21 protein-coding genes are annotated in these 25,149 nt (G+C 60.4%); 18 read left to right on the top strand and 3 right to left on the bottom strand.

From position 1 onward, the window contains the following. Positions 1 to 9: 9 nt before the first annotated feature. From BLS87_RS05050 to BLS87_RS04995, 12 genes are all read left to right on the top strand, one after another. Complete coding sequence (locus BLS87_RS05050) at positions 10 to 654, top strand: amino acid ABC transporter permease (RefSeq protein ID WP_074750692.1); 645 nt, start codon at positions 10 to 12, stop codon at positions 652 to 654. An 11-nt stretch (positions 655 to 665) separates the two neighbouring features. After that, complete coding sequence (locus BLS87_RS05045; RefSeq protein WP_074750690.1) at positions 666 to 1,433, top strand: amino acid ABC transporter ATP-binding protein; 768 nt, start codon at positions 666 to 668, stop codon at positions 1,431 to 1,433. Positions 1,434 to 1,470: 37 nt separating this feature from the next. Continuing rightward, the gene (locus tag BLS87_RS05040) at positions 1,471 to 2,436 is read left to right on the top strand and encodes an agmatinase (protein WP_074750688.1); all 966 of its coding nucleotides are present in this window, start codon (positions 1,471 to 1,473) and stop codon (positions 2,434 to 2,436) included. Between the two features lie 65 nt (positions 2,437 to 2,501). Next, on the top strand, positions 2,502 to 2,912 hold the full coding sequence (locus tag BLS87_RS05035) for a RidA family protein (RefSeq protein WP_074750686.1): 411 nt from the start codon (positions 2,502 to 2,504) through the stop codon (positions 2,910 to 2,912). 675 nt (positions 2,913 to 3,587) lie between these two features. Continuing rightward, positions 3,588 to 4,736, top strand: coding sequence for a UDP-4-amino-4-deoxy-L-arabinose aminotransferase (gene arnB / locus BLS87_RS05030; RefSeq protein ID WP_074750684.1), 1,149 nt, complete (start codon positions 3,588 to 3,590; stop codon positions 4,734 to 4,736). Beyond that, on the top strand, positions 4,733 to 5,743 hold the full coding sequence (gene arnC, locus BLS87_RS05025; RefSeq protein WP_074750682.1) for an undecaprenyl-phosphate 4-deoxy-4-formamido-L-arabinose transferase: 1,011 nt from the start codon (positions 4,733 to 4,735) through the stop codon (positions 5,741 to 5,743). Before arnB ends, arnC begins: the two co-directional genes overlap by 4 nt. Next, positions 5,740 to 7,731 (top strand): bifunctional UDP-4-amino-4-deoxy-L-arabinose formyltransferase/UDP-glucuronic acid oxidase ArnA, encoded by a 1,992-nt coding sequence (gene arnA, locus BLS87_RS05020; RefSeq protein WP_074750680.1) that lies wholly within the window; start codon positions 5,740 to 5,742, stop codon positions 7,729 to 7,731. Before arnC ends, arnA begins: the two co-directional genes overlap by 4 nt. Beyond that, the gene (arnD, locus tag BLS87_RS05015; protein WP_074750678.1) at positions 7,731 to 8,615 is read left to right on the top strand and encodes a 4-deoxy-4-formamido-L-arabinose-phosphoundecaprenol deformylase; all 885 of its coding nucleotides are present in this window, start codon (positions 7,731 to 7,733) and stop codon (positions 8,613 to 8,615) included. The genes arnA and arnD overlap by 1 nt, the downstream gene beginning before the upstream one ends. Continuing rightward, the gene (gene arnT / locus BLS87_RS05010) at positions 8,612 to 10,258 is read left to right on the top strand and encodes a lipid IV(A) 4-amino-4-deoxy-L-arabinosyltransferase (RefSeq protein WP_074750676.1); all 1,647 of its coding nucleotides are present in this window, start codon (positions 8,612 to 8,614) and stop codon (positions 10,256 to 10,258) included. The genes arnD and arnT overlap by 4 nt, the downstream gene beginning before the upstream one ends. After that, positions 10,255 to 10,599, top strand: coding sequence for a 4-amino-4-deoxy-L-arabinose-phosphoundecaprenol flippase subunit ArnE (gene arnE, locus BLS87_RS05005; RefSeq protein WP_074750674.1), 345 nt, complete (start codon positions 10,255 to 10,257; stop codon positions 10,597 to 10,599). Before arnT ends, arnE begins: the two co-directional genes overlap by 4 nt. Continuing rightward, positions 10,596 to 11,021, top strand: a complete 426-nt coding sequence (gene arnF, locus BLS87_RS05000; protein WP_074750673.1) for a 4-amino-4-deoxy-L-arabinose-phosphoundecaprenol flippase subunit ArnF — start codon at positions 10,596 to 10,598, stop codon at positions 11,019 to 11,021. The genes arnE and arnF overlap by 4 nt, the downstream gene beginning before the upstream one ends. After that, entirely contained in the window at positions 11,018 to 12,412 is a 1,395-nt protein-coding gene (locus tag BLS87_RS04995; RefSeq protein ID WP_074750672.1) for a UDP-glucose dehydrogenase family protein, read from the top strand. Before arnF ends, BLS87_RS04995 begins: the two co-directional genes overlap by 4 nt. Positions 12,413 to 12,466: 54 nt before the next feature. On the opposite strand, the gene BLS87_RS04990 is transcribed toward BLS87_RS04995, so the two are convergent. Next, positions 12,467 to 14,092, bottom strand: a complete 1,626-nt coding sequence (locus BLS87_RS04990) for an ArnT family glycosyltransferase (protein WP_083370605.1) — start codon at positions 14,090 to 14,092, stop codon at positions 12,467 to 12,469. A gap of 31 nt (positions 14,093 to 14,123) precedes the next feature. Next, a complete protein-coding gene (locus tag BLS87_RS04985; protein WP_074751367.1) occupies positions 14,124 to 15,581 on the bottom strand; it encodes an ArnT family glycosyltransferase in 1,458 nt (485 codons plus the stop codon). Positions 15,582 to 15,988: 407 nt separating this feature from the next. On the opposite strand from BLS87_RS04985, the gene pmrG reads away from it, so the two are divergent. Both pmrG and BLS87_RS04975 read left to right on the top strand, forming a co-directional pair. After that, on the top strand, positions 15,989 to 16,672 hold the full coding sequence (gene pmrG / locus BLS87_RS04980; RefSeq protein ID WP_074750671.1) for a lipopolysaccharide core heptose(II)-phosphate phosphatase PmrG: 684 nt from the start codon (positions 15,989 to 15,991) through the stop codon (positions 16,670 to 16,672). 49 nt (positions 16,673 to 16,721) lie between these two features. After that, positions 16,722 to 17,567: a phosphatase PAP2 family protein gene (locus tag BLS87_RS04975; protein ID WP_074750670.1), complete on the top strand. Its 846-nt coding sequence runs from the start codon at positions 16,722 to 16,724 to the stop codon at positions 17,565 to 17,567. Here the strand turns inward: BLS87_RS04975 and BLS87_RS04970 are convergent. Further along, positions 17,527 to 18,822 (bottom strand): sensor histidine kinase, encoded by a 1,296-nt coding sequence (locus BLS87_RS04970; protein ID WP_074750668.1) that lies wholly within the window; start codon positions 18,820 to 18,822, stop codon positions 17,527 to 17,529. The two genes, BLS87_RS04975 and BLS87_RS04970, sit on opposite strands and share 41 nt — an antisense overlap. Positions 18,823 to 19,290: 468 nt before the next feature. Between BLS87_RS04970 and BLS87_RS04965 the strand changes: the two genes are divergently transcribed. The 4 genes from BLS87_RS04965 to BLS87_RS04950 all read left to right on the top strand — a co-directional run bounded on the left by BLS87_RS04965 (position 19,291) and on the right by BLS87_RS04950 (position 25,148). Next, on the top strand, positions 19,291 to 21,207 hold the full coding sequence (locus BLS87_RS04965; RefSeq protein WP_074750666.1) for an LTA synthase family protein: 1,917 nt from the start codon (positions 19,291 to 19,293) through the stop codon (positions 21,205 to 21,207). Positions 21,208 to 21,466: 259 nt separating this feature from the next. Beyond that, positions 21,467 to 22,474 carry an iron ABC transporter substrate-binding protein gene (locus BLS87_RS04960; RefSeq protein ID WP_074750664.1) on the top strand — a complete coding sequence of 336 codons (1,008 nt, stop codon included), beginning with the start codon at positions 21,467 to 21,469 and terminating at the stop codon, positions 22,472 to 22,474. Between the two features lie 17 nt (positions 22,475 to 22,491). Beyond that, entirely contained in the window at positions 22,492 to 24,084 is a 1,593-nt protein-coding gene (locus tag BLS87_RS04955; protein ID WP_083370603.1) for an ABC transporter permease, read from the top strand. Further along, positions 24,081 to 25,148, top strand: coding sequence for an ABC transporter ATP-binding protein (locus tag BLS87_RS04950; protein WP_074750662.1), 1,068 nt, complete (start codon positions 24,081 to 24,083; stop codon positions 25,146 to 25,148). Before BLS87_RS04955 ends, BLS87_RS04950 begins: the two co-directional genes overlap by 4 nt. Position 25,149 lies beyond the last annotated feature (1 nt).

The raw sequence follows: 25,149 nt of genomic DNA, 5'->3' as shown, positions 1-25,149 counted from the left end.
GGGACTGTCATGTACGAATTCACGCTGTGGGACATCGCCCGCAACCTGTTGCTGGCCATGCGCTGGACCGTCGGGTTGTCCCTGATCGCCTTCATTGGCGGTGGGCTTTTGGGGGCGCTCCTGGTCGTGTTGCGCCTCACCGGCACGCGCTTTCTGCGCCGACTGATCATGCTGTATGTGCAAGTGTTCCAGGGAACGCCGCTGCTGTTGCAGTTGTTCCTGGTGTATTTCGGTCTGTCGATGTTCGGCCTCGAAACCACGGCACTGGTCGCCGCGTCGATCTGCCTGACGCTGTACGCCAGCGCGTACCTGAGCGAGATCTGGCGTGGCTGCGTGGAGTCCATCGACAACGGTCAGTGGGAAGCGGCCAGCAGCCTGGCACTGAGCTTCAGCGAACAGATGCGCTACGTGATCCTGCCGCAGGCGCTGCGGGCCGGCATCGCGCCCACCGTGGGTTTCATGGTGCAAGTGGTCAAAGCCACTGCGCTGACCTCGGTCATCGGCTTCGTCGAAATGACCCGCGCCGGACAAATCATCACCAACGCCACGTTCCAGCCGTTCTTCATCTACGGCTCGGTGGCCCTCATGTACTTCGCCTTGTGCTTTCCGCTGTCGCTGTACAGCCGCCGCCTCGAACACTCACTTCGCCGATAAGGGTTTCATTCATGACACCGTCAAATCACACCGACGCCAGTGGGGCCTTCGCCCTGGTGGACATTCGCGGTCTGCGCAAGCGCTTCGGCGACAACGAAGTCCTCAAAGGCGTGGACCTGCAGATCGCGCGCAAGGAAGTCGTCTGCATCATCGGCAAGAGTGGCTCAGGCAAGAGCACCCTGCTGCGCTGCCTCAACGGCCTTGAACAGTTTCAAGAAGGATCGGTAACCGTCGACGGCCAGCCGATTCGCCCCGACAACCGCCAGGCGATGCGTGAGCTGCGCCAGAACGTCGGCATGATCTTTCAGGGTTTCAACCTGTTCCCGCACCTGACCGCCGGGCAGAACGTGATGCTCGCGCCGCGCCTGGTACAGAAAACCGCGAACGCCGATGCCGAACGTCAGGCCCGCAGGCTGCTGGAGCGTGTCGGCCTGAGCGAACGTTTCGATTACTTCCCGGACCAGCTTTCCGGTGGTCAGCAACAGCGCGTGGCAATCGCCCGCTCGCTGGCCATGAACCCGCAGGTTTTGCTCTGCGATGAAATCACCTCGGCGCTGGACCCCGAACTGGTGGGCGAAGTGCTCCACGTGGTGGAAGGCCTGGCCGCCGAGGGCATGACGCTGATCATGGTGACCCATGAGATGGCCTTCGCGCGCCGCGTCAGTGACCGGGTGATTTTCATGCATCAGGGGCAGGTGCACGAATCCGGCCCGCCCCATGCGCTCTTCGATAACCCGCAGACCGTCGAGCTGCGGCGCTTTCTTTCTCTGGATCACTGATCGCTTGACCGATCGCTCACCCCCTCAGGAGACACTCATGGCTTTCCCGCTGACCGTTCCACCTTCGAAAAAACACGAGAGCTTTTTGTGGTCGCCGATCTGCACCGACCTCGACACGCTAGACGCCCATGTCGCCATTCTCGGCATTCCGTTCGGCAAGGCGTACGTCGCCGAACACATCAGCAACGACCAAAGCAAGGCGCCCGACGCCATTCGCGCGATGAGCGACCGTATCTGCCGTGCCTTGCACCACTACGACTTCGACGTGGGCGGCCCGATCTACGACAACCGCGCGCTGAAGGTGGTGGACTGCGGCAATGTGCCCGCCGATCCATCCGACCTGAACAGCACCAGCCTCAGAGCCGAACAAGCCGTGCGCAAGATCCTCAATGCGGGTGCCATGCCAGTGATTCTGGGCGGCGATCACAGCATCCCGATCCCGGTCCTGCGCGCTTATGAAGGACGGGGTCCGATCACCCTGATCCATATCGACGCGCACCTGGACTGGCGAGAAGAGATCAACGGTGTGCGCGACGGCCTTTCCAGCCCGATCCGTCGAGCCTCGGAGATGGACCACATCGGCGAAATCTTCCAGATCGGCCTGCGCGCTCAAGGCAGCGGACGCCCTACGGACTTCCAGGCGGCCGTCAACTACGGCGCACACCTGATCACGGCCTACGACGTCCACGACAACGGCATGCAGTCGGTGCTCGACCGGATTCCAGAGGGCGGCAATTATTACCTGACCATCGACGCCGACGGGCTTGACCCTTCGATCATGCCCGGCGTTGCAGGTCCGGCGCTGGGGGGAATTACCTACGTGCAGATCCGCAAGTTGATCCACGGACTGGTCAACAAAGGCAAGGTGGTCGGCATGGACATCGTGGAAATCACCCCGTCGATCGACGTCAACAACATCAGCTCCATCACCGCCGGGCGCTTGATCGTCAACCTGATTGGCGCTGCCGTGCGCGCTAATTACTTCGATGCGCCGCCGCTGTAAGGCCCCTGCGCTCTCATATTCCGGCCAGGGATGGCCCCCGGTCCACGCTCATCAGGTTAGAAACCATGCCGACCCACACCCGCATCAGAATGTTCAACACCAAGGACACCTACCCCAATCAATCGCTGGACAATGATCTGTGTCAGGCGGTACGCGCCGGTAACACGGTGTACGTCCGTGGCCAACTGGGCACGGATTTCGATGGCAACCTCATCGGTCTGGGCGACGCCCGCGCGCAAGCCGAGCAAGCGATGAAAAACGTCAAGCAACTGCTGGAGGAAGCTGGCAGCCAGTTGCAGGACATCGTGAAAATAACCATCTACCTGATCGACCCGCGTTACCGCGAAGAGGTGTACCGCGAGGTGGGGAAATGGCTCAAGGGCGTGTTTCCTATTTCTACCGGCCTGGTGGTCTCCGCATTGGGGCAGCCTCAGTGGTTAATGGAAATAGATGTCATCGCTGTTATTCCGGAATGACTCGCTTTTCCTTTTGAACAAAGAGTTCTGTTATAAACGGATCCTAAACAACTCATACACATGTCCGGCCTATGTCCTCTGGCCGGCCGGACGACTTATAACGGTTATTGCGACTGCCCCTCTCTGCGCTCCCCGCCCCGTTCCGCTGTTTACTACTGTTCGCCTCTCTTACGATGTTTTGTCATCCATTCTTGATAGTGCCAAGCCCCACGGCTGTTACCGTGCGGCGTTTCAGTTTCTGTTCAGCTTCAGGAGCGTACGCTCGACTCAAGGCCCCATAGAGCCGTGATTCCTGAAACGCTTGCAGCACGGGGCTCCTGTAAAAAAAGCGGCTAAGAATAGACGACATTCATGACTTTTTCATTTCACCCTCACAGAAAATTGAAAGCGACTTCATCTCAGTCCACACAGATGAAACAACAACACGCTTTCAACAGAATTTTCATAAATAACGTTCTATTATTCCAATAACGAAAGTGCGAAAACTTGCTTTTCTTTAACAGGGCAGTAAATGCATCACACCAAGGATCGGGCACTGCTAGCACCCGTTTTATCTGCACGCCCATGCGGCCGACATCATCTAAATAACGAGCGTCTTCGCTACAGGCGGCTCGCGTGTTCGCTTGCGCGCCTCGACAACGACGTCACTATCGTCACACGTGCTGGAGGGTCTACATGAGTCTGGATTTTCTTCCTTTTTCCCGCCCGAGCATGGGCGACGAGGAAGTGGCAGCCGCCACCCGTGTTCTGCGTTCGGGATGGATCACCACGGGCCCGGAATGCCAGCGACTGGAACAGCAATTCGCCGAGCGTTGCGGCGCGCAGCAGGCCGTGGCGCTTTCCTCAGCGACGGGGGCCATGCACATCACCCTGCTCGCGTTGGGCATCGGTCCGGGCGATGAAGTCATTACGCCCTCGCAGACCTGGGTCTCCACCGCCAACATGATTTGCCTACTGGGCGCGACCCCGGTGTTCGTCGATATAGACCGCGACACGCTGATGACCGACGCCGCGATGATCGAGCGCGCCATCACCCCGCGCACCAAGGCCATCATTCCGGTGCATTACGCCGGTGCCGCGTTTGACCTCGATCCCCTGTATGCCTTGGCCAAACGCCATGGAATCGCGGTGATCGAGGACGCGGCCCACGCTGCAGGAACTCATTACAAAGCCCGTCCGGTCGGCGCTTCTGGCACCGCCATCTTTTCGTTTCATGCGATCAAGAACATGACCTGCGCCGAAGGCGCGATGTTCGTCAGCGACGATCCTGAACTGGCCGATCGTGTTCGCCGCCTGAAATTCCATGGCCTGGGCGTCGACGCCTATGACCGCCTGACCCACGGCCGCAAGCCCCAGGCCGAGGTGATCGAACCGGGGTTCAAATACAACCTTGCGGACATCAACGCCGCCATTGCCTTGGTGCAGCTTGAGCGCCTGGACGCGCTCAATGCGCGTCGCGCCGAACTGGCGAGTCATTATCTGGAACGTCTGGCAGGCAGCCCCGTACAACCCTTGGCGCATCCGCGCTACGACCAGCACCACGCCTGGCATCTGTTCATTCTGCGCATCGACGCAGAGCGCTGCGGCCTGGACCGGGATGCGTTCATGAAAGCCCTGCAGGCGCAAAACATCGGCAGCGGCATCCACTTCATCGCGACCCACCTGCACAGCTACTACCGCCAACGGTTCCCGGACGTGCGCTTGCCCGAGACCGAATGGAACTCGTCGCGGTTGTGTTCCATCCCCTTGTTCCCTGACATGACCCTTGACGATGTTGACCGCGTCGTCAGCGCCATTGAATCCATTGTGGAAGTCCGCTCGTGAAACCGTACCCCATCCACCGCGTGTCGATCGTCATCCCGGTCTACAACGAGGAACAAAGCCTGCCGGAACTGCTGCGCCGCACCGAAGCGGCCTGCGCGCAGGTGAGCCAGCCCTGCGAAATCATTCTGGTTGACGACGGCAGCCGCGATGAGTCCGCCGAGATCCTGCTCGAGGCCAGCCAGCGTGAAGGCAGCCCGGTGGTCGCAGTCATCCTCAACCGCAACTATGGCCAGCACGCCGCGATTATGGCCGGTTTCGAGCAGTGCAAAGGCGACTTGGTGATCACACTGGATGCCGACCTGCAGAACCCGCCCGAAGAAATCCCTCGTTTGGTCACCCTGGCTGAGCAGGGTTACGACGTGATCGGCACGGTGCGTGGCAATCGGCAGGATTCGGCCTTGCGGCGCTGGCCTTCAAAACTCATCAACCTGGCCGTGCAGCGCTCCACCGGCGTGGCCATGACCGACTATGGCTGCATGCTGCGCGCCTACCGGCGCAGCATCGTCGACGCCATGTTGGCCTGCCGGGAACGCAGCACCTTCATCCCGATTTTGGCCAACAGCTTTGCCCGTCACACCACTGAAGTACAGGTGATGCATGCTGAGCGCGAGCATGGGGAATCCAAATACAGCGCAATGAAGCTAATCAATCTGATGTTCGACCTGGTCACCTGCATGACCACGACGCCGTTGCGGCTGTTGAGCATCATCGGTTTCAGCATGGCCTTTCTCGGCGTGCTGTTCGCGACGCTGCTGATCGTACTGCGCCTGATCTTCGGCGCGCCATGGGCGGGGCACGGCACCTTCGTCCTGTTCGCGGTGCTGTTTGTCTTCACCGGCGGACAGTTCATCGGCATGGGCCTGCTCGGCGAATACCTGGGTCGCATGTACAGCGATGTACGCGCGCGTCCACGTTTTTTCATCGAGAAGGTGGTGCGCAGCCAACCCGTTTCCGCCCCTCAGAAAGTCGATGCCCCTGCTCCCATTTTGAATAAGGTCGCACCATGAGCCTCAAAGCTGTTGTTTTTGCTTATCACGATATCGGTTGTGTCGGGATTGAAGCCCTGCTCAACGCTGGCTATGAGATTTCGGCGGTGTTTACCCACGCCGACGACCCCAAGGAAAAGACCTTCTTCGGCTCGGTCGCACAACTGTGTGCGCAGCACAACATTCCCGTTCATGCCCCTGAAGACGCGAATCACCCGCTGTGGATCGAACGCGTCGGCAAGCTGGCACCTGACTTCATTTTCTCGTTCTACTACCGCCATCTACTCAGCGAAACCCTGTTGGCATGCGCCAAAAACGGCGGCTTCAACCTGCACGGTTCGTTGCTGCCTCGCTACCGTGGCCGTGCGCCGGCCAACTGGGTGCTGGTCAACGGCGAGACCGAAACCGGCGTGACCCTGCACCGCATGGTCAAACGGGCCGACGCCGGTGCCATCGTGGCTCAGCAGCGTGTGAGCATCAGCACCACCGACACCGCCCTGACCCTGCACGCGAAGTTGCGCGCCAGCGCGGCTGACCTGCTGTCCGAAACCCTGCCGTTGCTGGGCAAGGGACAGTTGCCAGGCACCGAGCAGGATGAATCCAAAGCCACCTGTTTTGGCCGCCGTACCCCGGCCGATGGCTTGATCGACTGGCAGCAACCCGCATCGCACCTGTACAACCTGACGCGTGCTGTCACCCAACCCTACCCGGGCGCATTCTGCCCGGTAGGCGAACACAAGATGATCGTCTGGAGCGCCAAGGTGCAATCCGGCAATGACGGTCAGGCCCCGGGCACGGTCATCAGTTGCGAACCGCTGCGCATTGCCTGTGGCGAAGACTCCCTGCTGATCACTGCCGGGCAGCGCGGCGATGACGGACTCTATCTGAGCGGTCCGCAACTGGCGCGGGAGTTCGGTCTGGTAGAAGGTTCGCGACTGGTGGGCGGCCAGAAGCGGCGTCAGCTCAAGCGTACCCGCGTGCTGATCCTGGGCGTCAACGGTTTCATCGGCAATCACCTGTCGGAGCGACTGCTCCAGGATGATCGCTACGAAGTCTACGGCATGGACATCGGTTCCGATGCCATCGAGCGCTTGCGCAGCCATTCGAATTTCCACTTCATCGAAGGCGACATCAGCATCCACACCGAATGGATCGAATACCACATCAAGAAATGCGACGTGGTGCTGCCGCTTGTGGCCATTGCCACCCCGATCGAATACACCCGCAACCCGTTGCGGGTGTTCGAGCTGGACTTTGAAGAAAACCTGAAAATCGTTCGCTACTGCGTCAAGTACAACAAGCGCGTGATCTTCCCGTCGACCTCGGAAGTCTATGGCATGTGCCAGGACGCGAACTTCGACGAGGACACCTCCAACCTGGTCGTCGGCCCGATCAACAAACAGCGCTGGATTTACTCCGTGTCCAAGCAGTTGCTGGACCGGGTGATCTGGGCCTACGGGCAAAAAGGTCTGCAATTCACCCTGTTCCGTCCGTTCAACTGGATGGGCCCGCGCCTGGACCGACTGGATTCCGCTCGCATCGGCAGCTCGCGCGCGATTACGCAGCTGATCCTGCACCTGGTGGAAGGCACGCCTATCCGCCTGGTAGACGGCGGCGCGCAAAAACGCTGCTTCACCGACGTGGTCGACGGCATCGAAGCGTTGGCGCGCATCATCGAAAACCGCGATGACCGCTGCAACGGTCAGATCATCAACATCGGCAACCCGGACAACGAGGCCAGCATTCGCCAACTGGGTGAAGAGCTGCTGCGTCAGTTCGAAGCGCACCCGCTGCGTCACAACTTCCCGCCGTTTGCCGGTTTCCGCGAAGTAGAAAGCCAATCCTTCTACGGCAAGGGCTATCAGGACGTCAGCCACCGCAAACCAAGCATCGACAACGCGCGTCGCCTGATCGACTGGCAGCCGACCATCGAGCTGAGTGAAACCATCGGCAAGACCCTGGATTTCTTCCTGCGCGAAGCCATGGCTGAAAAAGCGGAAGCGAACTGATGCAGGCAGGCTTGCGCATTGACGTCGATACCTATCGCGGCACGCGGGACGGCGTGCCACGACTGCTCGACCTGCTGGACGAAGCACAGATCAAGGCCACGTTCTTTTTCAGCGTCGGCCCGGACAACATGGGCCGTCATCTGTGGCGCCTGGCAAGACCGCAGTTTTTCTGGAAAATGCTGCGATCCAAAGCCGCCAGCCTGTACGGATGGGACATCTTGCTGGCCGGCACCGCCTGGCCAGGCAAACCCATCGGTCGCGACCTGGGCCCCTTGATGCGTCGCGCCCAGAATGCCGGTCACGAAGTCGGCCTGCACGCGTGGGATCACCATGGCTGGCAAGCGCATGCGGGCACCTGGACGCAGCACCAGCTCACTGCCCAGATCGCCCGTGGCGTGGATTGCCTCAGTGACATCCTCGGCAATGCCGTGACCTGTTCAGCCGCCGCCGGATGGCGCGCGGATGAACGCGTTGTGCAAGCCAAACAAGGTTTCGACTTCCGCTACAACAGCGATTGCCGTGGGCAAGGTGTATTCCGTCCGTTACTCACGGACGGTCAGCCGGGCACGCCGCAGATCCCGGTGGACCTGCCGACGTTCGACGAAGTCGTCGGTCCTCAGCTGGATGCCCGCGCGTTCAACAATTACTTGCTGGGCCGGTTCAGCCCTTCGAAGCTGAATGTCTACACCGTGCACGCAGAAGTGGAAGGCATTGTCATGGCCGAACATTTCCGTCATCTGCTCACCCAGGCGAAAACCCGGGACATACACTTTCAACCGCTGGGGAACCTGCTGCCTGACAACCTCGGGACGCTCCCTCAGGGGCATCTGGTGCGCGGCGCGCTCGATGGGCGTGAAGGCTGGCTGGGAGTGCAGCAACCATGAGCCGCCATCAGAACATCGCGTTGCTGATCGCGGCATTCTTGCTCGCGTATCTGTTGCCGCTGGGGACTCACGGTCTGTGGATTCCCGATGAAACCCGCTACGCCCAGATCAGCCAGGAAATGCTGCACAGCGGCAATTGGACCGTTCCGCATTTCATGGGGCTGCGCTATTTCGAAAAACCCGCCGCGGGCTACTGGCTGATCGCGGCGGCGCAGGCGGTGTTCGGCGAAAACCTGTTCGGCGTCCGTTTCGCCTCCGCGTTGACCACCGGCCTGAGCGTGCTATTGACCTGGCTGATCGCGCGACGCATCTGGTCTGACCCGCGCAAAAGTTTCGCGTGCGCGCTGCTGTTCATGAGCTTCTTCCTGGTCGCGGGGCAATCGGGGTATGCCAATCTCGATCCGCAATTCACGCTCTGGGTGAACCTGACGCTGGTCGCCTTCTGGTTCGCCATCCACAGTGTTGGACGGCAGCGTGTGTTGTGTTGGGCCCTGCTCGGTTTTGCCTGCGGCATGGGTTTCATGACCAAGGGATTTCTCGCCTGGGCCTTGCCCGTGGTGGTCGCCCTGCCCTACATGGTCTGGCAGCGACGCCTGCGCGAGCTGCTGACCTTCGGTCCGCTGGCCATCGTCGTCGCCGTGCTGGTGTGCCTGCCGTGGGTCCTGGCAGTGCATGGCCGTGAGCCTGACTACTGGCGTTTCTTTTTCTGGCACGAACACATTCGTCGCTTTGCCGGCGAAGACGCTCAGCATGCCGAGCCATGGTGGTACTACTTGCCGCTGCTGGTGGCCGCATGCGTACCTTGGGCCTTGTTGCTGCCCGGCACGCTCAAGCAAGCCTGGGAGCAACGACGCCAGAGCCACAGCGGTTTTCTGCTGATGTGGCTGATCCTGCCGCTGGCTTTCTTGAGCCTGAGCAAAGGCAAGCTGCCGACCTACATTTTGCCGTGCCTGATGCCACTGGCCCTGTTGATGGGTCATGCACTGGTCGAAACCCTGAACGCTGGAAAGACCACCGCGTTGCGCATCAACGGCCTGTTCAACAGCGCCTTTGGCGTGATTGCGCTGGCTGCGCTGTTGTTCATCCAGTTCAAGAAAACGGTGTATCAGCAGGAGCCTCAGCACCTGACACTGGCGATTGTCGTGTTGCTGGGCTGGATCGCGACCAATGCGCTACAGGGCGCCAGGCCCCTGCGTTTCTGGCTGATGCCAGCCCTGGGCAGCTGGCTGACCATCGCGCTGATCCCGGCGGCGCTGCCCAACAGCATTGTCTTCAACAAGACGCCGGATCAGTTCGTGGTGCGCCACTTCGATGAACTGGACGCTGCCACTCACCTGTTGAGTAACGACCTGGGCGCGGCGGCCGCGCTTTCCTGGCGTCTCAAGCGCAACGATGTGGTGTTTTACGACACCCGTGGCGAACTGGAATACGGGCTCGCGTACCCACAACCCAAACCCAGAGAAATCGACTGGAAACAGGTCCAGGCGTGGATGACCAAGGCCCGCCAGGAAGGTGCGGTCGCGGTGGTGATGCGCGGCAACGCGGTCGATGACGCCTACGAATTCAGCCTGCTGCCGCAGGACGGCAAGCGTTATGAAGAAGGCAATCTCACGATCATGATCTTCGACAGGACGCCGTCATGACGTTCGGCCTCTTGCTGTGTGCCTGCCTGCTGACGTGCATGGGTCAGATTGCGCAGAAGCTGACCGTCGAGCGTTGGGGGCACAGGTTCCCCGGCGTTGGCGCGGCGCTGCGAAGTGGCTGGTTATGGCTGGCGCTGGCGTGTCTGGGCGCAGGCCTGTTGCTCTGGCTGCTGGTGCTGCAGCGCGTGGACGTCGGCGTTGCTTACCCGATGCTGGCGCTGAATTTCGTGCTGATCACCTTGACTGGACGCTACCTGTTCAAGGAATCCGTTGACCCTCGCCACTGGTTCGGCGTGGCGCTCATTCTGGTCGGTGTGGTCTTGCTGGGGCGTCAAGCATGAGCGCGCGTCGCGGCCTGAGCCTGGCCATGGGCAGCGTCGTGCTGGTCAGCGCGGCACAGCTGGGCATGCGCTGGAGCATGCAGCGGCTGCCAGAACCCGTCCAGTGGCTGGCAGACCTACAAGGCGGCAACGTCGACCCGGTCGCGCTCAGCGTGGTGACGGCAGCGATTGCGGCGTACGCGCTGTCGATGCTGTGCTGGCTCGGCGCACTGCGAGATGTGCCCCTGAGCCGCGCCTATTCGCTGCTCAGCATCAGTTACGCCGCGGTGTACGTTCTGGCGGCCCTGCTCCCCTTTTTCAACGAGACGCTCACCGTTCCTCGAACGGTGGGTGTGACCCTGATCGTGCTCGGTGTAGTGACGATCAATTTCCGGCGTAGCTGCGACAACGGCAATAACAGTGACAAGGAGCTTTCCCGATGAAAATCAGCGTCTTCGGTAGCGGTTATGTGGGTCTGGTGCAGGCGACGGTGTTGGCTGAGGTTGGCCACGACGTGGTGTGCATGGACATTGACCCGGCCAAGGTCGAGCAACTGAGCAAGGGCCATGTGACCCTCTACGAGCCCGGCCTTGAAAACCTGGTTCGGGAGAACCTTGAGGCCGGGCGCTTGCACTTCACCACCAATGAAAAACGCACGGTAGAGCACGGAGAAGTGCTGTTCATTGCCGTGGGCACGCCTTCCCGACCTGATGGCTCCGCTGACCTCACCGCCTTCTTCGCAGTCGGCGACGCCATCGCCCGGCACCGCGAGACCTCGGTGATCATTGTCGAAAAGTCGACGGTGCCCGTGGGCAGTGGTGATGCCTTGCGCAGCCACATCGAGCAGCACCTGCGCCAGTCGGCCCGCCTGTTGAAATTCGATATTGTGTCCAACCCCGAATTCCTCAAGGAAGGCTCGGCGGTCAAGGATTGCCGTCGTCCCGACCGCATCGTCATCGGCTGTGGCAACCCGGATGTGTTCCCCGTCATGCGCGAACTCTACGCGCCGTTCAACCGCAACCACGAACGCATCATGTTCATGGACCTGCGCAGCGCGGAACTGACGAAATACGCCGCCAACTGCATGCTGGCGACCAAGATCAGCTTCATCAACCAGATTGCCGAGCTGGCCGAACACCTGGGTGCCGACGTCGAGTCCGTGCGGCTTGGCATCGGTGCCGACTCACGGATCGGTTATGACTTCATCTATCCAGGCTGTGGCTACGGCGGCTCGTGCTTCGGCAAGGACATCCGCGCGTTGATTCACAGTGCGCGTGAAGCCGGATGCTCGAACGACCTGCTGAATGTGGTCGAAGACATCAACGAGCGCCAGAAGAACAAGCTGTTCGACCGCATCAACGCGTTTTACAAGGGCGAACTCAAGGGCAAGACGTTCGCGCTGTGGGGGCTGGCCTTCAAACCCAACACCGACGACATGCGCGATGCACCGAGTCGTGTGCTGATGGAATCGCTGTGGGCAGCAGGTGCAACGGTTCGCGCCTACGACCCGGAAGCCATGCAGGAAACCCAGCGGTTGTACGGCGAGCAGCCCAACCTGATCCTGATGGGCACGCCGGAATCGGTATTGTTGGGGGCCGACGCGCTGATCGTCTGCACCGAATGGCAGCAGTTCAAGGCACCGGACTTCGACCTGATTCAGCAGCGACTCAAGTCACCGGTCATCTTCGACGGCCGCAATCTGTACGACACCGAACGCCTGGCCAAGCGCGGCTTCCAGTACTTCCCGATTGGCCGGGGCGACTCCTGCAACCTGCCCATCCCGCAACAACTGTGGGCGCCTTACGAACTGCTGGCCAACCATCACGCGGTGTAACCCCAAGACTGCGCGGCCTGGTCATCCAGGCCGCGCTTTTTTATGCCTGCGCTGTCACGGCGCCGGTAACCGAAGCAGCACGTACTCTTCCTTATCGAACCGGCCGCTGAGCAACACCGGCAATGCGCCCAACGGGGTGCCTTGCAACCGTTGAAAATCGTTGTTGCTCATCACCACATCCGCCGGCCCCTGCACCGCACTCAGCTGTTCCGGTGTTTCGGTAAACTGCGGCACCAAGTCCTGATCGACATTGACCATGAACTTGATGGCCTTGGCGTCTTTGCCCATCGAATGCAGCACCAGCAGCGCCTTGTCGGCTTGTGTGACTTGGCGGACCGCCTGGGTGAAGTGACGGGTGTCGTACAGCGTGCGCTCCGCTTTCTCGAAAATGCCGATGTAGCTGATCCAGACCGCCAGCACCGCACACGCCGGGAGCCCGTACAAGCGCAAACGCGGGCGCATCAACAAGGGCAACGCGATCAACTGCAACAGGCCCAGCGTCACCAGAACGGGGCCGATATCGCTCAGCGCCTCCGGAAAACGCGGACGCACCGCCAGCAACCCGGCGACCAGCGCGCCAGGAATGAAACAGCACACCGTCAGCGTCATCCCCCGAAGCCACCAGAAGACGCGACCTGTGCGCACCTGAAACGGATACGCCGCAATGATCGCTGCCATCGGCAGCATCGGCAGGATGTAACGGGCCTTTTTTGCCTGCGGCACGGACAATCCGACCATCACCACCAGACCGGCGAAAGCAGCGAGGTACAACAGGTGCAAGGCAGCACTGGTTGGCCGCCGGCCGGTGACGCCCACCACCGCCAACACCACCAGCGCCATGGGGTAGGCCAAGGCGTAGTTGCCAAGCGAACTGCCGAAATACCACAGCAACGGACTGCTGCCTTCACTGCCATCCATCCGTGAAGTGATCTGCATGCGCAGCACCTCGGCCAATAACGCCTCCCCACCGCTGAGCCGCGCCAACAGCAACAGAATCAGCATGCACGCCACTAACAGCGCCAGCGCAGACAACCCGAACGACCACAAGCGGCGCCATTGCTGACTCAATACGTAGTAACTGCACATGACGCCGGCAGGCACGACCAGGCCAATCGGCCCCCGAATCGCGAACCCCAGCACCAGCAGCGCGAACACCGCCCACAGCCGTCGCGCTGAGCCGAAATGATCAGTCGCATAGGCCAGGTAGAACACAAAGAACGACACGGTCGCGAGCATCTGGTCCAGGGACACCGCCCGGGTTTCGGTAATGAACGTGTTGGTGAGCAACAAAAACGCAATGCTCAACCACGCCCAGCGTCGCGAATAGGGCGCCAACAGGCGATACATCAACCCCACCATGACCGCCGAGGCAATGCAGGTGGGCAACCACGCCGTCAAACTCGTGACTTCGCCTAGCGGCAATGAAAAGAGATAAATCAGCCAGGTGGAAAACGCCGAATAATCCGGGTAAGGCTCGCCATACGTGGTGGGGAAAAAGCCCGGTCCATGGCGCAGCATTTCCTGGGCGAAGAGCACGAAACGTGAGTCGAACCCCACGATGCTCAGGTGCCAGCTGGCGGCAACAAACAGCAGGAAGGCCAGCCCGCCCGCGCTCCAGGCCTGGCGTCTGGCGCGCGCCGGCGTGACACCCGATAAGAATTCAGACGCGATCGATGTCAACACAAACTCCTGTTGTCCTGCCGCTGAGCGTTCAGCGGCTGACGAAATAATAGACGCGGTCGCCGACGGTGATTCGGTCCACGATCTTCAAGGGCAGCCGAGGCGCCTCGGTCTTTTCCATGATCGCTATCGTGTGCGCATCCCCCTTGAGCACGCCCTGCAAGGCATCTTCGTCCAGCACCGTGTCGAGCAAACTCTCACTGTAGAACACGCTGGCCCCTGCCAACCGCTCACTGGGTTGAAAAAGCACCACATGCCTGCCCTGCGCCTGCAAGGTCCGAACACGCTCAGCGAGTGGCAAAAATGACAGCTTCACGTCGGCACGCGGCGCCAACCAATACGCATCACTCAGGTACGCAACGCAAACCACCGCCACAATGCCTGTCACCCAGCCTCGACGATGCTGCAACCAACGGCGAACCCGGACTGAAGTTTCAGCACGATGACGCAAGCGTTCGTGCCACATCGCGAGGTACTCCATCGCGATCACCGCCGCAGCCGGCGTCAGCGACATCAGATAAACCATCCGTTTGCTGGAAGCGAGCGTCAGCAGCAGGAATTGAGCGATCAGCCAGGCGCTGAAAAACAAGACGTAGCGATTGCCTCGCCACTGTTTTCTGAAATGCCACAGCCCCAGATACACCAGCAGGTTCCAGGGAAGGAACGCCTGCGGCAGTTTGCCCAGGTAGTAGTAAAAGGGTTCGTAGTGGCCGGCGTCCGAAAACGAGCCGTCGAAGCGTCCGACACTGTTGGTCCACAACACGGCCTTCAGCGACTCGGTTCCGCCTTGACCGTACAGCAAGCACAACCACACCGCCAACGGCACAAGCGCCAGCAGTGTGAACGACAACGGATAAAACCAGTGCCGCAGGACCAGGCGACCTTCCAGCCCGCTTTCAATGCTCAGATAGGCGAAGATCACGACACCGGGCATCGCCAGGCCCAGCACGCCTTTGCTCAATGTCGCGATGACGATCCCCAGGCTGAAGAGCAGCCAGTCACCGAGGGGGACGGTAGACCGGTTGCGCTGAAGGCACGTGTTGAAAAACGCCAACAGCGCCATCGTCACGCCCAACGTCAACAAGGCATCCTCGCCCACCTGACGCGCATTGCCCCAGAACGTCGCCGTCGTCACCAACAACAGCGTGGCACCGAGCGCGACATGGCGTGGACGGCCCATTCGACACAGCATGGAATACAGCAAAAACAGGGTCAGCAAACCTGCACACGCCGACGCGAGGCGAACCGCAAGCGGCGTTGCGCCAAACCCTCGGATGGCACTGGCATCAAGCCAAACGCTCAGGGGAGGTTTTTCCAGAAACGGTTCACCGTTCAATGTCGGTGTCACCCAGTTGCCACTCAGGTGCATTTCCATCGCAATACCGGCGACTCTCGGCTCGGTGGAGTCCTGCAACTGATGGTTGCCCAGCGCAAAAAACAACAGTAATCCGCACAAAAAAAATACGGCAAAGACACTGCGGTCTTTCACGTGGGTTACGCGCCCTGATATCACGCTGAACAATGGCCGCCTCATTCCCGATCAAGTGTGTGAACGTCAGTCCAGATCAATTGCGAAGATATAACCCGTGAGTAAGGATTCTGCGCGAGTGCAATGTTCCTCCCGCCACCCGTTTCACTGAAGTGGCACATCACCTGCCGGCCATTATTGATGAGCCGCACTGAACGACACCTGTATCCGCCCACATTGACATGAACCCCTCGTACAAATGTGAAAGCAGTTTTCACATGCACTTCACTCGCTGTTGACTCCCGTCCCCTTACCCTCGCGACCAGAACTCATCGATGTCTCGGCGCGTGCCGCTGGGTGGTCGTAACGTATCCACCGACGAATCGATGTGCCCCGTCATTCACGCTTGATCGGCAAAAGATCCCTTCATGAACTCGAACGTAAGCCACGCTTTGGATGAACTGAACGCGCGTTATCACGCGCTAGGAAAATCCGCACGCGTGGGTCTGTTGGCGCTGGGCATTGTGCTCATGGCGGCCGTCTGCGCCGTTGCGCTGCGCCCGGCCGCCATCGCTGACCTGGCCGAGGGAAATCATGCACGCAAGGCCAATCTCTTCTCGTTGTGGGACAGGGGTGATCTGGTGGTGCTTATGCGCCACGCTGAGCGTTGCGACCATTCCTCCAATCCCTGCCTGGATGAGGCCGACGGCATTACCGTCAAAGGCCGGCAGATGGCGCAGCAGGTCGGCATGGCGTTCAAGAACCTGGGATTGAGCCAGGTAGACGTTTACAACAGTCCATTGCGACGCACCGAACAAACCTCGGCCTACGCATTCAACCGCACGAGCACGGGCGAGGACTGGTTGATCAATTGCCGCAAAACGATGCTAGAGGATGTGCTGAAGCACAAACTCGATCATCGCAATATGGTGCTTGTGACCCACAGCGAATGCGTCGCTGCGCTCGAGCAATCCCTGAACACTCCAGCCCCGTCGTCCATCGGGTATGGCTCATCGCTGATCGTCTCCATTGACCCTGATACGCACGCAGCCCGCGTGCTGGGGTTTATCGACGCACAAGACTGGGGGAAGGTCCTTGCCAAGCGCCCTTGACCCGTCGAGCTCTACCCTCTCGTCCAACAGCCCATCGGAACCTGTGACCGTGCAAAACAGCAGAAACCGCTTCTACTTCAATCATGTGGGTATTCCCCTGTTCCTCGCGCTGGTGCTGTTTGTCAGTTTCGATCTGACGGGGCTCGACGTCAGGTTCAGCGACTGGATATACAACACCAGCACGCACGCTTTCCCGCTGCAGCACAGCAAACTGTTCGAGACCATTACTCACAAGTGGGCCAGGATAATCCCGAACTGGACGGGCGAAGCGGCCATCATCGGAGCGCTTCTTTCGTTTCTCTGGCCGCGCTTTAGGGCAGAGAAGCACGCTCGGATGATGGCCTGGCTGGAGAAGGTCCGCATCGCGCCCGCGTTGCGTTTTCTGACCCGCCACCGTCGCGACCTGTTATTCGTGGTGTTGTCGTTCTCCATCACGACGGGCGCGATCCACTATTTCAAAAGTCACACCAGCATCTACTGTCCAGTGGAAACCACCTTGTATGGCGGGACCGAGCAGCAGAAAGAGTGGTACGAGAACTTCAACCTGCTGCACGATGCCGGTAAAGGCCGCTGCTGGCCGGGTGGGCATGCCTCGGGCGGCTTCACGATGATGGCGTTATTCTTCGTAGCACGCCGTTACCGTTGGCGCCATGCCCGCAAAGTGCTGGCGTTCTCGCTGATCCTGGGGACCGTTTACGGAACAACGCGCGTGTTTCAGGGCTGGCACTTCATGTCGCACACGCCATGGGCAGGCATCATCGTATGGTTCTCGATGTTCTTCACGGCAATGGTGTTCTATGGCCGGGCCCGGCTGGATCCGTCGGTGGCGTTGCAGCCAGAGCGAACGCTGAACGCTACACCGACAACGACTGTGGTGTCCCCAGCGCAACGGTAAAGCAACACCCGGCCGGCTCCCGGCTGGTCAATGTCACGGTCCAGTGCTGATTGACGCATATCCGCTGGACCAGTGACAAACCCAATCCCAGCCCTTCCCCACGCTGCTCGTCACCCCGCACGAACGGCTGAAACATCGCCAGCTGCTTCTCTTGCGGAATGCCGATACCGCTGTCCTCGACGCTGAACCCCTGATCGGTCAAGGTCAGGCGGATGAAGCCCTGATCGGTGTAATGCCAGGCGTTGCGCAACAGGTTACCCATGACAGACCGCAGCAGCGGTGCATTGTACTGACCACACTCAGCGCCCTGCGATGCGTCAACATAGATCAACTCCAGTCCCTTTTCCTCGATGGGTTGGCGCCAGACCTCGATCAACTCTTCGGCCATCCGGGGAACGCTTGAACGCTGCCCTTCGGGTGCGCGCTTGCCTTCGGTACGTGCCAGCAGCAGGAATGTTTCGACCAACTGGTTCATGCCTGAAGTCGCCTTGCTGATGCGCTGCACCTGCGTGCGCGAACGGTCATCAAGGCCGGGGTATTCCAGCAACAGCTCGCAGGAGGTGGCGAGCACCATCAGGGGCGTGCGCAATTCATGACTGACGTCACTGGTGAACAGTTTTTCACGGCCCAGCGCAGCACGCAGTCGGCCGAGCGTTTCGTCAAAGGATTTCGCCAGCGCGCCCACTTCGTCCCGTGCGTAATCGTCGGCCAGGGTCGGTGCCAGTTCGAGGAGCTGATCCCGGTGCCGGACCTGTCCGGCCAGCCGCGACACCGGCGCCATGACCCGCGAAGCGAGCAGGCGTCCGAGCAGCACCGCGAGCATGACACTGAGGATGAACCCCACCAGCACCACGGCGAACAGAATGCGTTCGCGCTTCTCGAATTTGCGCTGGTCGCGGAGCAAAACGTAGCGTCGCTCACCCACCGATTCGACCATGGCGTAATAGGCTTTCTTGCCCCGAAAGAATTCCTGAAAACCCGGCCTCAAGCCTTTCAGGTCATCGCTCATCGCCACGTCGCCAATCCCGTCTTCGGCATAGAACAACTCGTCTTTATCCGGACGATGACGCCAATCCTCGATGCGGTCTTGCGTCAGCAAACGATGCAGGTTGCCGCCCAGGCTGATGGTGGTGAGTCGGGTCTCTACAATGTGCACAGTCGCGATAATGCCGAGCGCAAATACGCCCGCCACTAATGCGCTCATCAGGGCAAAGACAATCACGATTCGTTGCTTGAGGCTGTGTTTGATATCCATCAGTTTTCGTACATATCCGTGCCGTCGCTCGCACTACTGCCAGTCGGCGCACATTATCGGGGGCGTCATGTCATGGTTTCGTTAATTGGCCCACGTTGTACTCAACATAACGATTAACGCGGGCAGCGCACCCCGAACGTTTAAAACCACCAACGCTCTTTCGACACATTTTTCACCTCCGGATAACTTTTTTTTCACACACTTTCCAAGTGCGAATACGCAACCAGGGTTTTAAACAAACCGCCTGATTAAGTCTGGCTCACGCAACTAATACGAAATATTTCCGGGCACGCCAGCGCTCGCGCGTAAGTGTCACTATGCGCGCCTTCGCCGCTCACCGCGGCCATCCACGCCAGAAACCATCAAGGTCAAAAGGCCTGGACTACCCTCGCTGCCTTCGGATCGTCCAATGCGTTCATCCCCTCGTTGGGTGGGTTGAGGAAAGAAGGAACAACAAAGGAATGTCACATGCACATCTTGCGCTGCGCGCCCATTCGTTTTATCGCCCTGCTCTCCTGCCTTTGGTTTGCCATCTTTGCGATAACCCGCGGCCTGCTGTGGCTGACGCACATGGACGAGGCACAAGGTGTGACACTGCAGACCCTCGCCATAGGCATGCTGTACGACCTTGCGTTTCTGTTTTACGCCATCCTGCCACTGACGTTGTATCTGCTGGTCTGCCCTGCCCGGCTGTGGCGAACCCGAGCACACCGCTGGCTGATGCAAGGCCTGATGGTATTCAGCGTGTTCGTCATGCTGTTTACCGCCGTGGCGGAGTGGCTGTTCTGGGATGAGTTCGGTGCGCGTTTCAACTTCATCGCGGTGGACTACCTGGTCTATTCGGACGAAGTCCTCAACAACATCCTCGAGTCATACCCGATTGGTACCCTGCTGAGCGTACTGGCCGTCCTGGCCATCGGCCTGAGCCTTGCATTGTCACGCCGGGTGCGCCGCAGCGTGGACGCCCCGCTGCCAAGCCCCCGCCAGCGTGTCGCCTTGAGTCTGGCCAGCCTTGCACTCGCCGCGACCAGCCTGTTCCTCATCGATCAGGACACGCCTCGCGGTCAGGGCGGCAACGCTTACCAACGTGAACTGGCCAGCAATGGTCCTTATCAGTTCTTCGCGGCGTTCCGGAACAACGAGCTCGACTACCCGACGTTCTACGGGACGCTTCCGGCTGCCGATGCCAGCCAGCAGCTGCGCAAGGAGCTGGCGACAACCAGGGCCGTTTTCGTAGGCCAGGACCCGCTGGACAATCGGCGAACCATCGACAATACCGGGACAGCACGCACCCCTAACATTGTGCTGGTGACACTTGAAAGCTTCAGCGCCAAATACATGGGCAGCAATGGCGACCCTCGCAATCTGACCCCCAATCTGGACGACCTGCGCAAACACAGCCTGTATTTCAACAATTTCTACGCCACGGGCACCCGGACGGATCGGGGGCTGGAGGCGATAACGCTGTCGATTCCACCCACACCAGGACGGTCTATCGTCAAGCGCACCGGTCGTGAGAGCGGCTTTGCCAGCCTGGGGCAGCAACTGTCAAAGGCCGGTTATGACAGCGTGTTCGTGTATGGCGGGCGCGGCTATTTCGATAACATGAACGCGTTTTTCTCGGGCAATGGCTATCGAGTCGTCGATCAGAGTAGCGTCGAGGAATCAGACATCTCCTTCAAAAATGCCTGGGGAATGGCCGATGAGGACCTCTACCGTCAGGCCCTGAACCTGGCCGATGAGGGCTTCGCGAAGCACACACCCTTCTTTCTTCAGCTGCTGACGACCTCAAACCACCGCCCCTACACCTATCCGGATGGCAGGATCGATATCCCGTCGGGCAACGGACGCGACGGCGCGATCAAGTACACCGACTACGCCATCGGTGAATTTCTCGCACAAGCGCGTCACAAGCCCTGGTTCGATAACACGCTGTTCGTCTTCGTCGCCGACCACACGGCGGGCAGCGCAGGCAAGGAAGACCTGCCGATCAGCAATTACCACATTCCGTTGTTCATCTATGCCCCCAAACTGATCAACGCAGCCGAGTGGACGGATCTGGCCAGCCAGATCGATCTGGCGCCCACCCTGCTTGGCTTGCTCAATCTGAAGTACACCTCGACGTTCTACGGGCGCGACCTGTTTCGCGATCACGCTCTCGAACCCCGTGTTCTGGTAGGCAACTACCAACACCTTGGGCTCTTCGACGGCAGGGACATGGCCATCCTCAGCCCGCGCAAGGGCTTGCGCCGTCATGACGACGCCAAGGGGCAGAGTGTCGAACGGACCGCAGAGCTGGACGACCCCCTGATGGTACGTGCGATTACTTACTACCAAACGGCCAGTTATGCGTTCAAGGAGCAGCTGTTGAGGTGGAACCCGTAGCGCTGATGCCTCCCGAAACCGGCAGGCGTCGTGCAAACCGGACAGGTCCTTTCAGACGAGGGCGCAGAGACGGTGCTGCCAGCCTCGTCAATTGACGAGACATACACACCGTTTTGACGATTTTTTCTCATCCCCAACATTAATTTGCCACTCCCTCTCATGCGCTAATGATTCGCATTGAGAGGATTGGCTCTACACTGCTTGCTGGACGCCTGCACGGATCTGCCCATCTCTACCACCCTCCCAGGGAACCCTGACAATGACACTTCACAGACCCACCTTTTTCAAAGCTGCCCTGCTCGCCGCCATGACGTGTTCCAGCGCCGGCGCCTGGGCCGATGACGGCCTGGTCGTGTACAACGCCCAGCACGAAGGGCTGACCAAAGCCTGGGTCGAGGGGTTCACGAAAGAGACAGGCATCAAGGTCACGTTGCGCAATGGCGATGACACCGAGATGGCGAACCAGATCGTTCAGGAGGGTAAGGCGTCCCCGGCAGACGTCTTCCTGACTGAAAACTCCCCTTCCATGGTGCTTGTCGACGGCGCCGGTCTGTTCGCTCCGATCGCACCGACGACCCTGTCACAAGTCGCCTCGGCTTACCGCCCGGCCCATGGCAACTGGGTCGGCATCGCGGCGCGCTCGACGGTGTTCGTTTACAACAAGGACAAACTGACCCAGGACCAACTGCCCAAGTCGATCCTGGATCTGGCTGACCCAAGCTGGAAAGGTCGCTGGGCTGCGTCGCCCGCCGGCGCTGACTTCCAGGCCATCGTCGGTGGCATGCTGGCGCTGAAAGGCGAAGCGACAACGCTGCAATGGCTCATAGGCATGAAAGCCAATTTCACGGCTTATCGTGGCAACAGCGCTGTGCTCAAGGCGGTCAACGCCGGTCAGGTCGACAGCGGCGTGATTTTTCACTACTACAGCTTCGTCGATCAGTCCAAGACCGGCGAAAACAGCAAGAACACCTCCCTGCATTACTTCAAGCACAAGGACCCGGGCGCCTTCGTGAGCATTTCCGGTGGCGGTGTGCTGGCCTCCAGCAAGCACCAGGAGCAGGCGCAGGCGTTCATCAAATGGATCACCGGCAAGGAAGGTCAGGCGGTGCTCAAGGATGGCAAATCCTTCGAGTACGCCGTCGGCCAGGGCGCGGCCTCCAATGCACAGCTGACGCCACTGGCCGAACTCGATGCGCCGGTGGTTGACGCGTCGAAACTGGACAGTAAAAAGGTCGTGGACTTGATGACCCAGGCGGGACTGCTCTGACTGTGCAACTGGAACGTATGTCCACCTCGGCAAACGCGTCCGTGACCGGTTCTGCGCCCACGGCGGCTTCGCGCGGGCGCAAACAGGGGCGGCATTTCGCCGCCTGGATCACCGGCAGCTCCTGGGTCATCTCGCTGCTGGCGCTGCTGCCCCTGGGTTTCGTGATTTTCATCGCGATTCAGAGTGGCTGGGACAGCATCGTCCAGCTGGTGTTTCGCCCCCGGGTTGCAGAGCTTTTGCTCAATACCTTGATGCTGGTGCTGATCACCTTGCCGCTGTGCATCGTGCTGTCGCTGGCGGTGGCCTGGCTGACGGAGCGCAGCGACTTGCCGGGACGTCGGCTGTGGTCGCTGCTCGCCACCGCGCCCATTGCTGTCCCGGCGTTCGTCCACAGCTACGCGTGGGTCAGTCTGGTGCCCTCGATGCATGGGTTATCGGGCGCCGTGCTCGTGTCCGTGCTGGCGTACTTTCCCTTTCTTTACCTGCCCATCGCCGCGACCTTGCGGCGGCTGGATCCCGCCATCGAGGACGTGGGCCAATCGCTGGGCCTCAAACCGCTGGCGGTGTTTTTGCGCATCGTGTTGCCGCAACTGCGGCTGGCGATCTGTGGGGGCTCATTGCTGATCGGATTGCACCTGCTCGCAGAGTACGGCCTGTTTGCGATGATTCGTTTCGACACGTTCACCACGGCAATTTTCGACCAGTTCCAGTCGTCTTTTAACGGGCCCGCCGCGAACATGCTTGCCGGTGTACTGGCGCTGCTGTGTCTGTTGTTGCTGACGCTGGAATCCGCTGCCCGAGGCAACGCGCGTTATGCCCGCGTGGGGTCAGGCAGTGCACGCCAACCGCAGCTCTGGCAGCTGTCGAGAACGGCCACGGTGTTGTGCCTGCTGTTGCCAATGAGCCTGTCTCTTCTGGCCCTCGGCGTGCCGCTCATTACGTTGGCAAGATGGCTGATCGCCGGAGGCAGCGAGGCCTGGCAGCAGGACGGGTTGCTCGACGCCGTGCAACAGACCCTGATGCTGGCGTCCGTCGGTGCGGTGCTGATCACGGCCGCCGCGTTCCCCATCGCCTGGCTGTCGATCCGCGCGCCAAGTCGGTTCAACCGGCTGATGGAAAGCTGCAACTACATCACCAGTTCGTTACCGGGCATCGTGGTCGCGCTGGCGCTGGTGACCATCACCATCAAGGTGGCGCGGCCGATCTATCAGACCGTGATCACCGTACTGCTGGCGTATCTGCTGATGTTCCTGCCCCGCGCGTTGGTCAGCCTGCGCGCCGGCATTGCCCAGGCACCGGTCGAGTTGGAGAACATCGCCCGCAGCCTCGGTCGCACGCCGACCCAGGCCCTGTGGCTGATCACCTTGCGCCTTGCAGCGCCTGGGGCAGCAGCCGGCGCCGCGCTGGTGTTTCTGGCCATCACCAACGAGCTGACCGCTACCCTGCTTCTCTCGCCCAGCGGCACACGCACGCTGGCGACCGGGTTCTGGGCCATGACCAGTGAGATCGACTATGCGGCCGCCGCTCCATACGCCCTGATCATGGTCCTGCTGTCGTTACCGCTGACCGCCCTTCTCTATCACCAATCCAAACGTACGGCGGGCCGATGAACGCTCTTGAGCTGCACGCGCTTTATAAATCCTTCGGAAATGTCCGGGCGCTGGACAACGTCAGCCTGTCGATTCCTGCAGGCAGTCGCACCGCGATCGTCGGCCCTTCGGGGTCCGGCAAAACCACGTTATTGCGGATGATCGCAGGCTTTGAATTCCCGGACCGTGGGCGCATTGCCCTGCAAGGCAACTGGTTGGTCGATGAAACCCGCGCGGTGCCGGCGCACCTGCGCAACATCGGCTACGTACCGCAGGATGGCGCGCTGTTTCCTCACCTGTCTGTGGCCTCGAACATTGGTTTCGGCCTCTCGGGTGATCGCGCGTTTCGACACCGACGCATCAGCGAGTTGCTGGAGATGGTCTCGCTCGATGAATCGATGGGCGAACGCTGGCCACACGAACTGTCGGGCGGTCAGCAGCAGCGTGTCGCGCTGGCCAGGGCGCTGGCGCAAAACCCCGGCATCATGCTCCTCGACGAACCCTTTTCGGCGCTCGATACCGGCCTGCGCAGCAGCATGCGCAAGGCGGTCAGCAAACTGTTGTCGGACGCGGGCATCACCACGATTCTGGTGACTCACGACCAGGCGGAGGCGCTGTCATTTGCCGATCAGTTGGCGGTCATGCGTCAAGGCAAGCTGGTGCAGGCAGGTTCCCCGATGGCGCTGTACCGCCACCCGGTCGACGAGGAGACCGCCGTGTTTCTGGGCGACGCGATCATCTTGCCTGCGTGGGTCGAGGGGGATATCGCCACCTGCGAACTGGGCTCGGTACCCGTGCTCAAACCGCGCCGACAAGGTGCCGCGCAAATCCTGCTGCGCCCCGAACAACTGACGGTCGTCACCCACGATGCCGCTGAGTCGGGGCCCTACAGTGTCGGGCGCGTGACGGACATCGATTTTACTGGCAGCTCGTGCATCCTGACGCTGGAACTTGCCGCCAGAACCACGGCTGGCGGGGAACAGATCCCCCATCGCACGCTGAACGTGCGCAACCCCGGCATCAATATTCCGCCCCTGGGCAGTACCGTCAGGCTGTCGACGGCAGGTGAGGCCCACGTGCTCTGAC

Origin of the sequence: Pseudomonas abietaniphila, assembly GCF_900100795.1 — a bacterium.
GTDB lineage: Bacteria > Pseudomonadota > Gammaproteobacteria > Pseudomonadales > Pseudomonadaceae > Aquipseudomonas > Aquipseudomonas abietaniphila.
The sequence above is the reverse complement of the archived record's forward strand: the minus strand, read 5'-3'. Positions and strand labels throughout refer to the sequence as shown.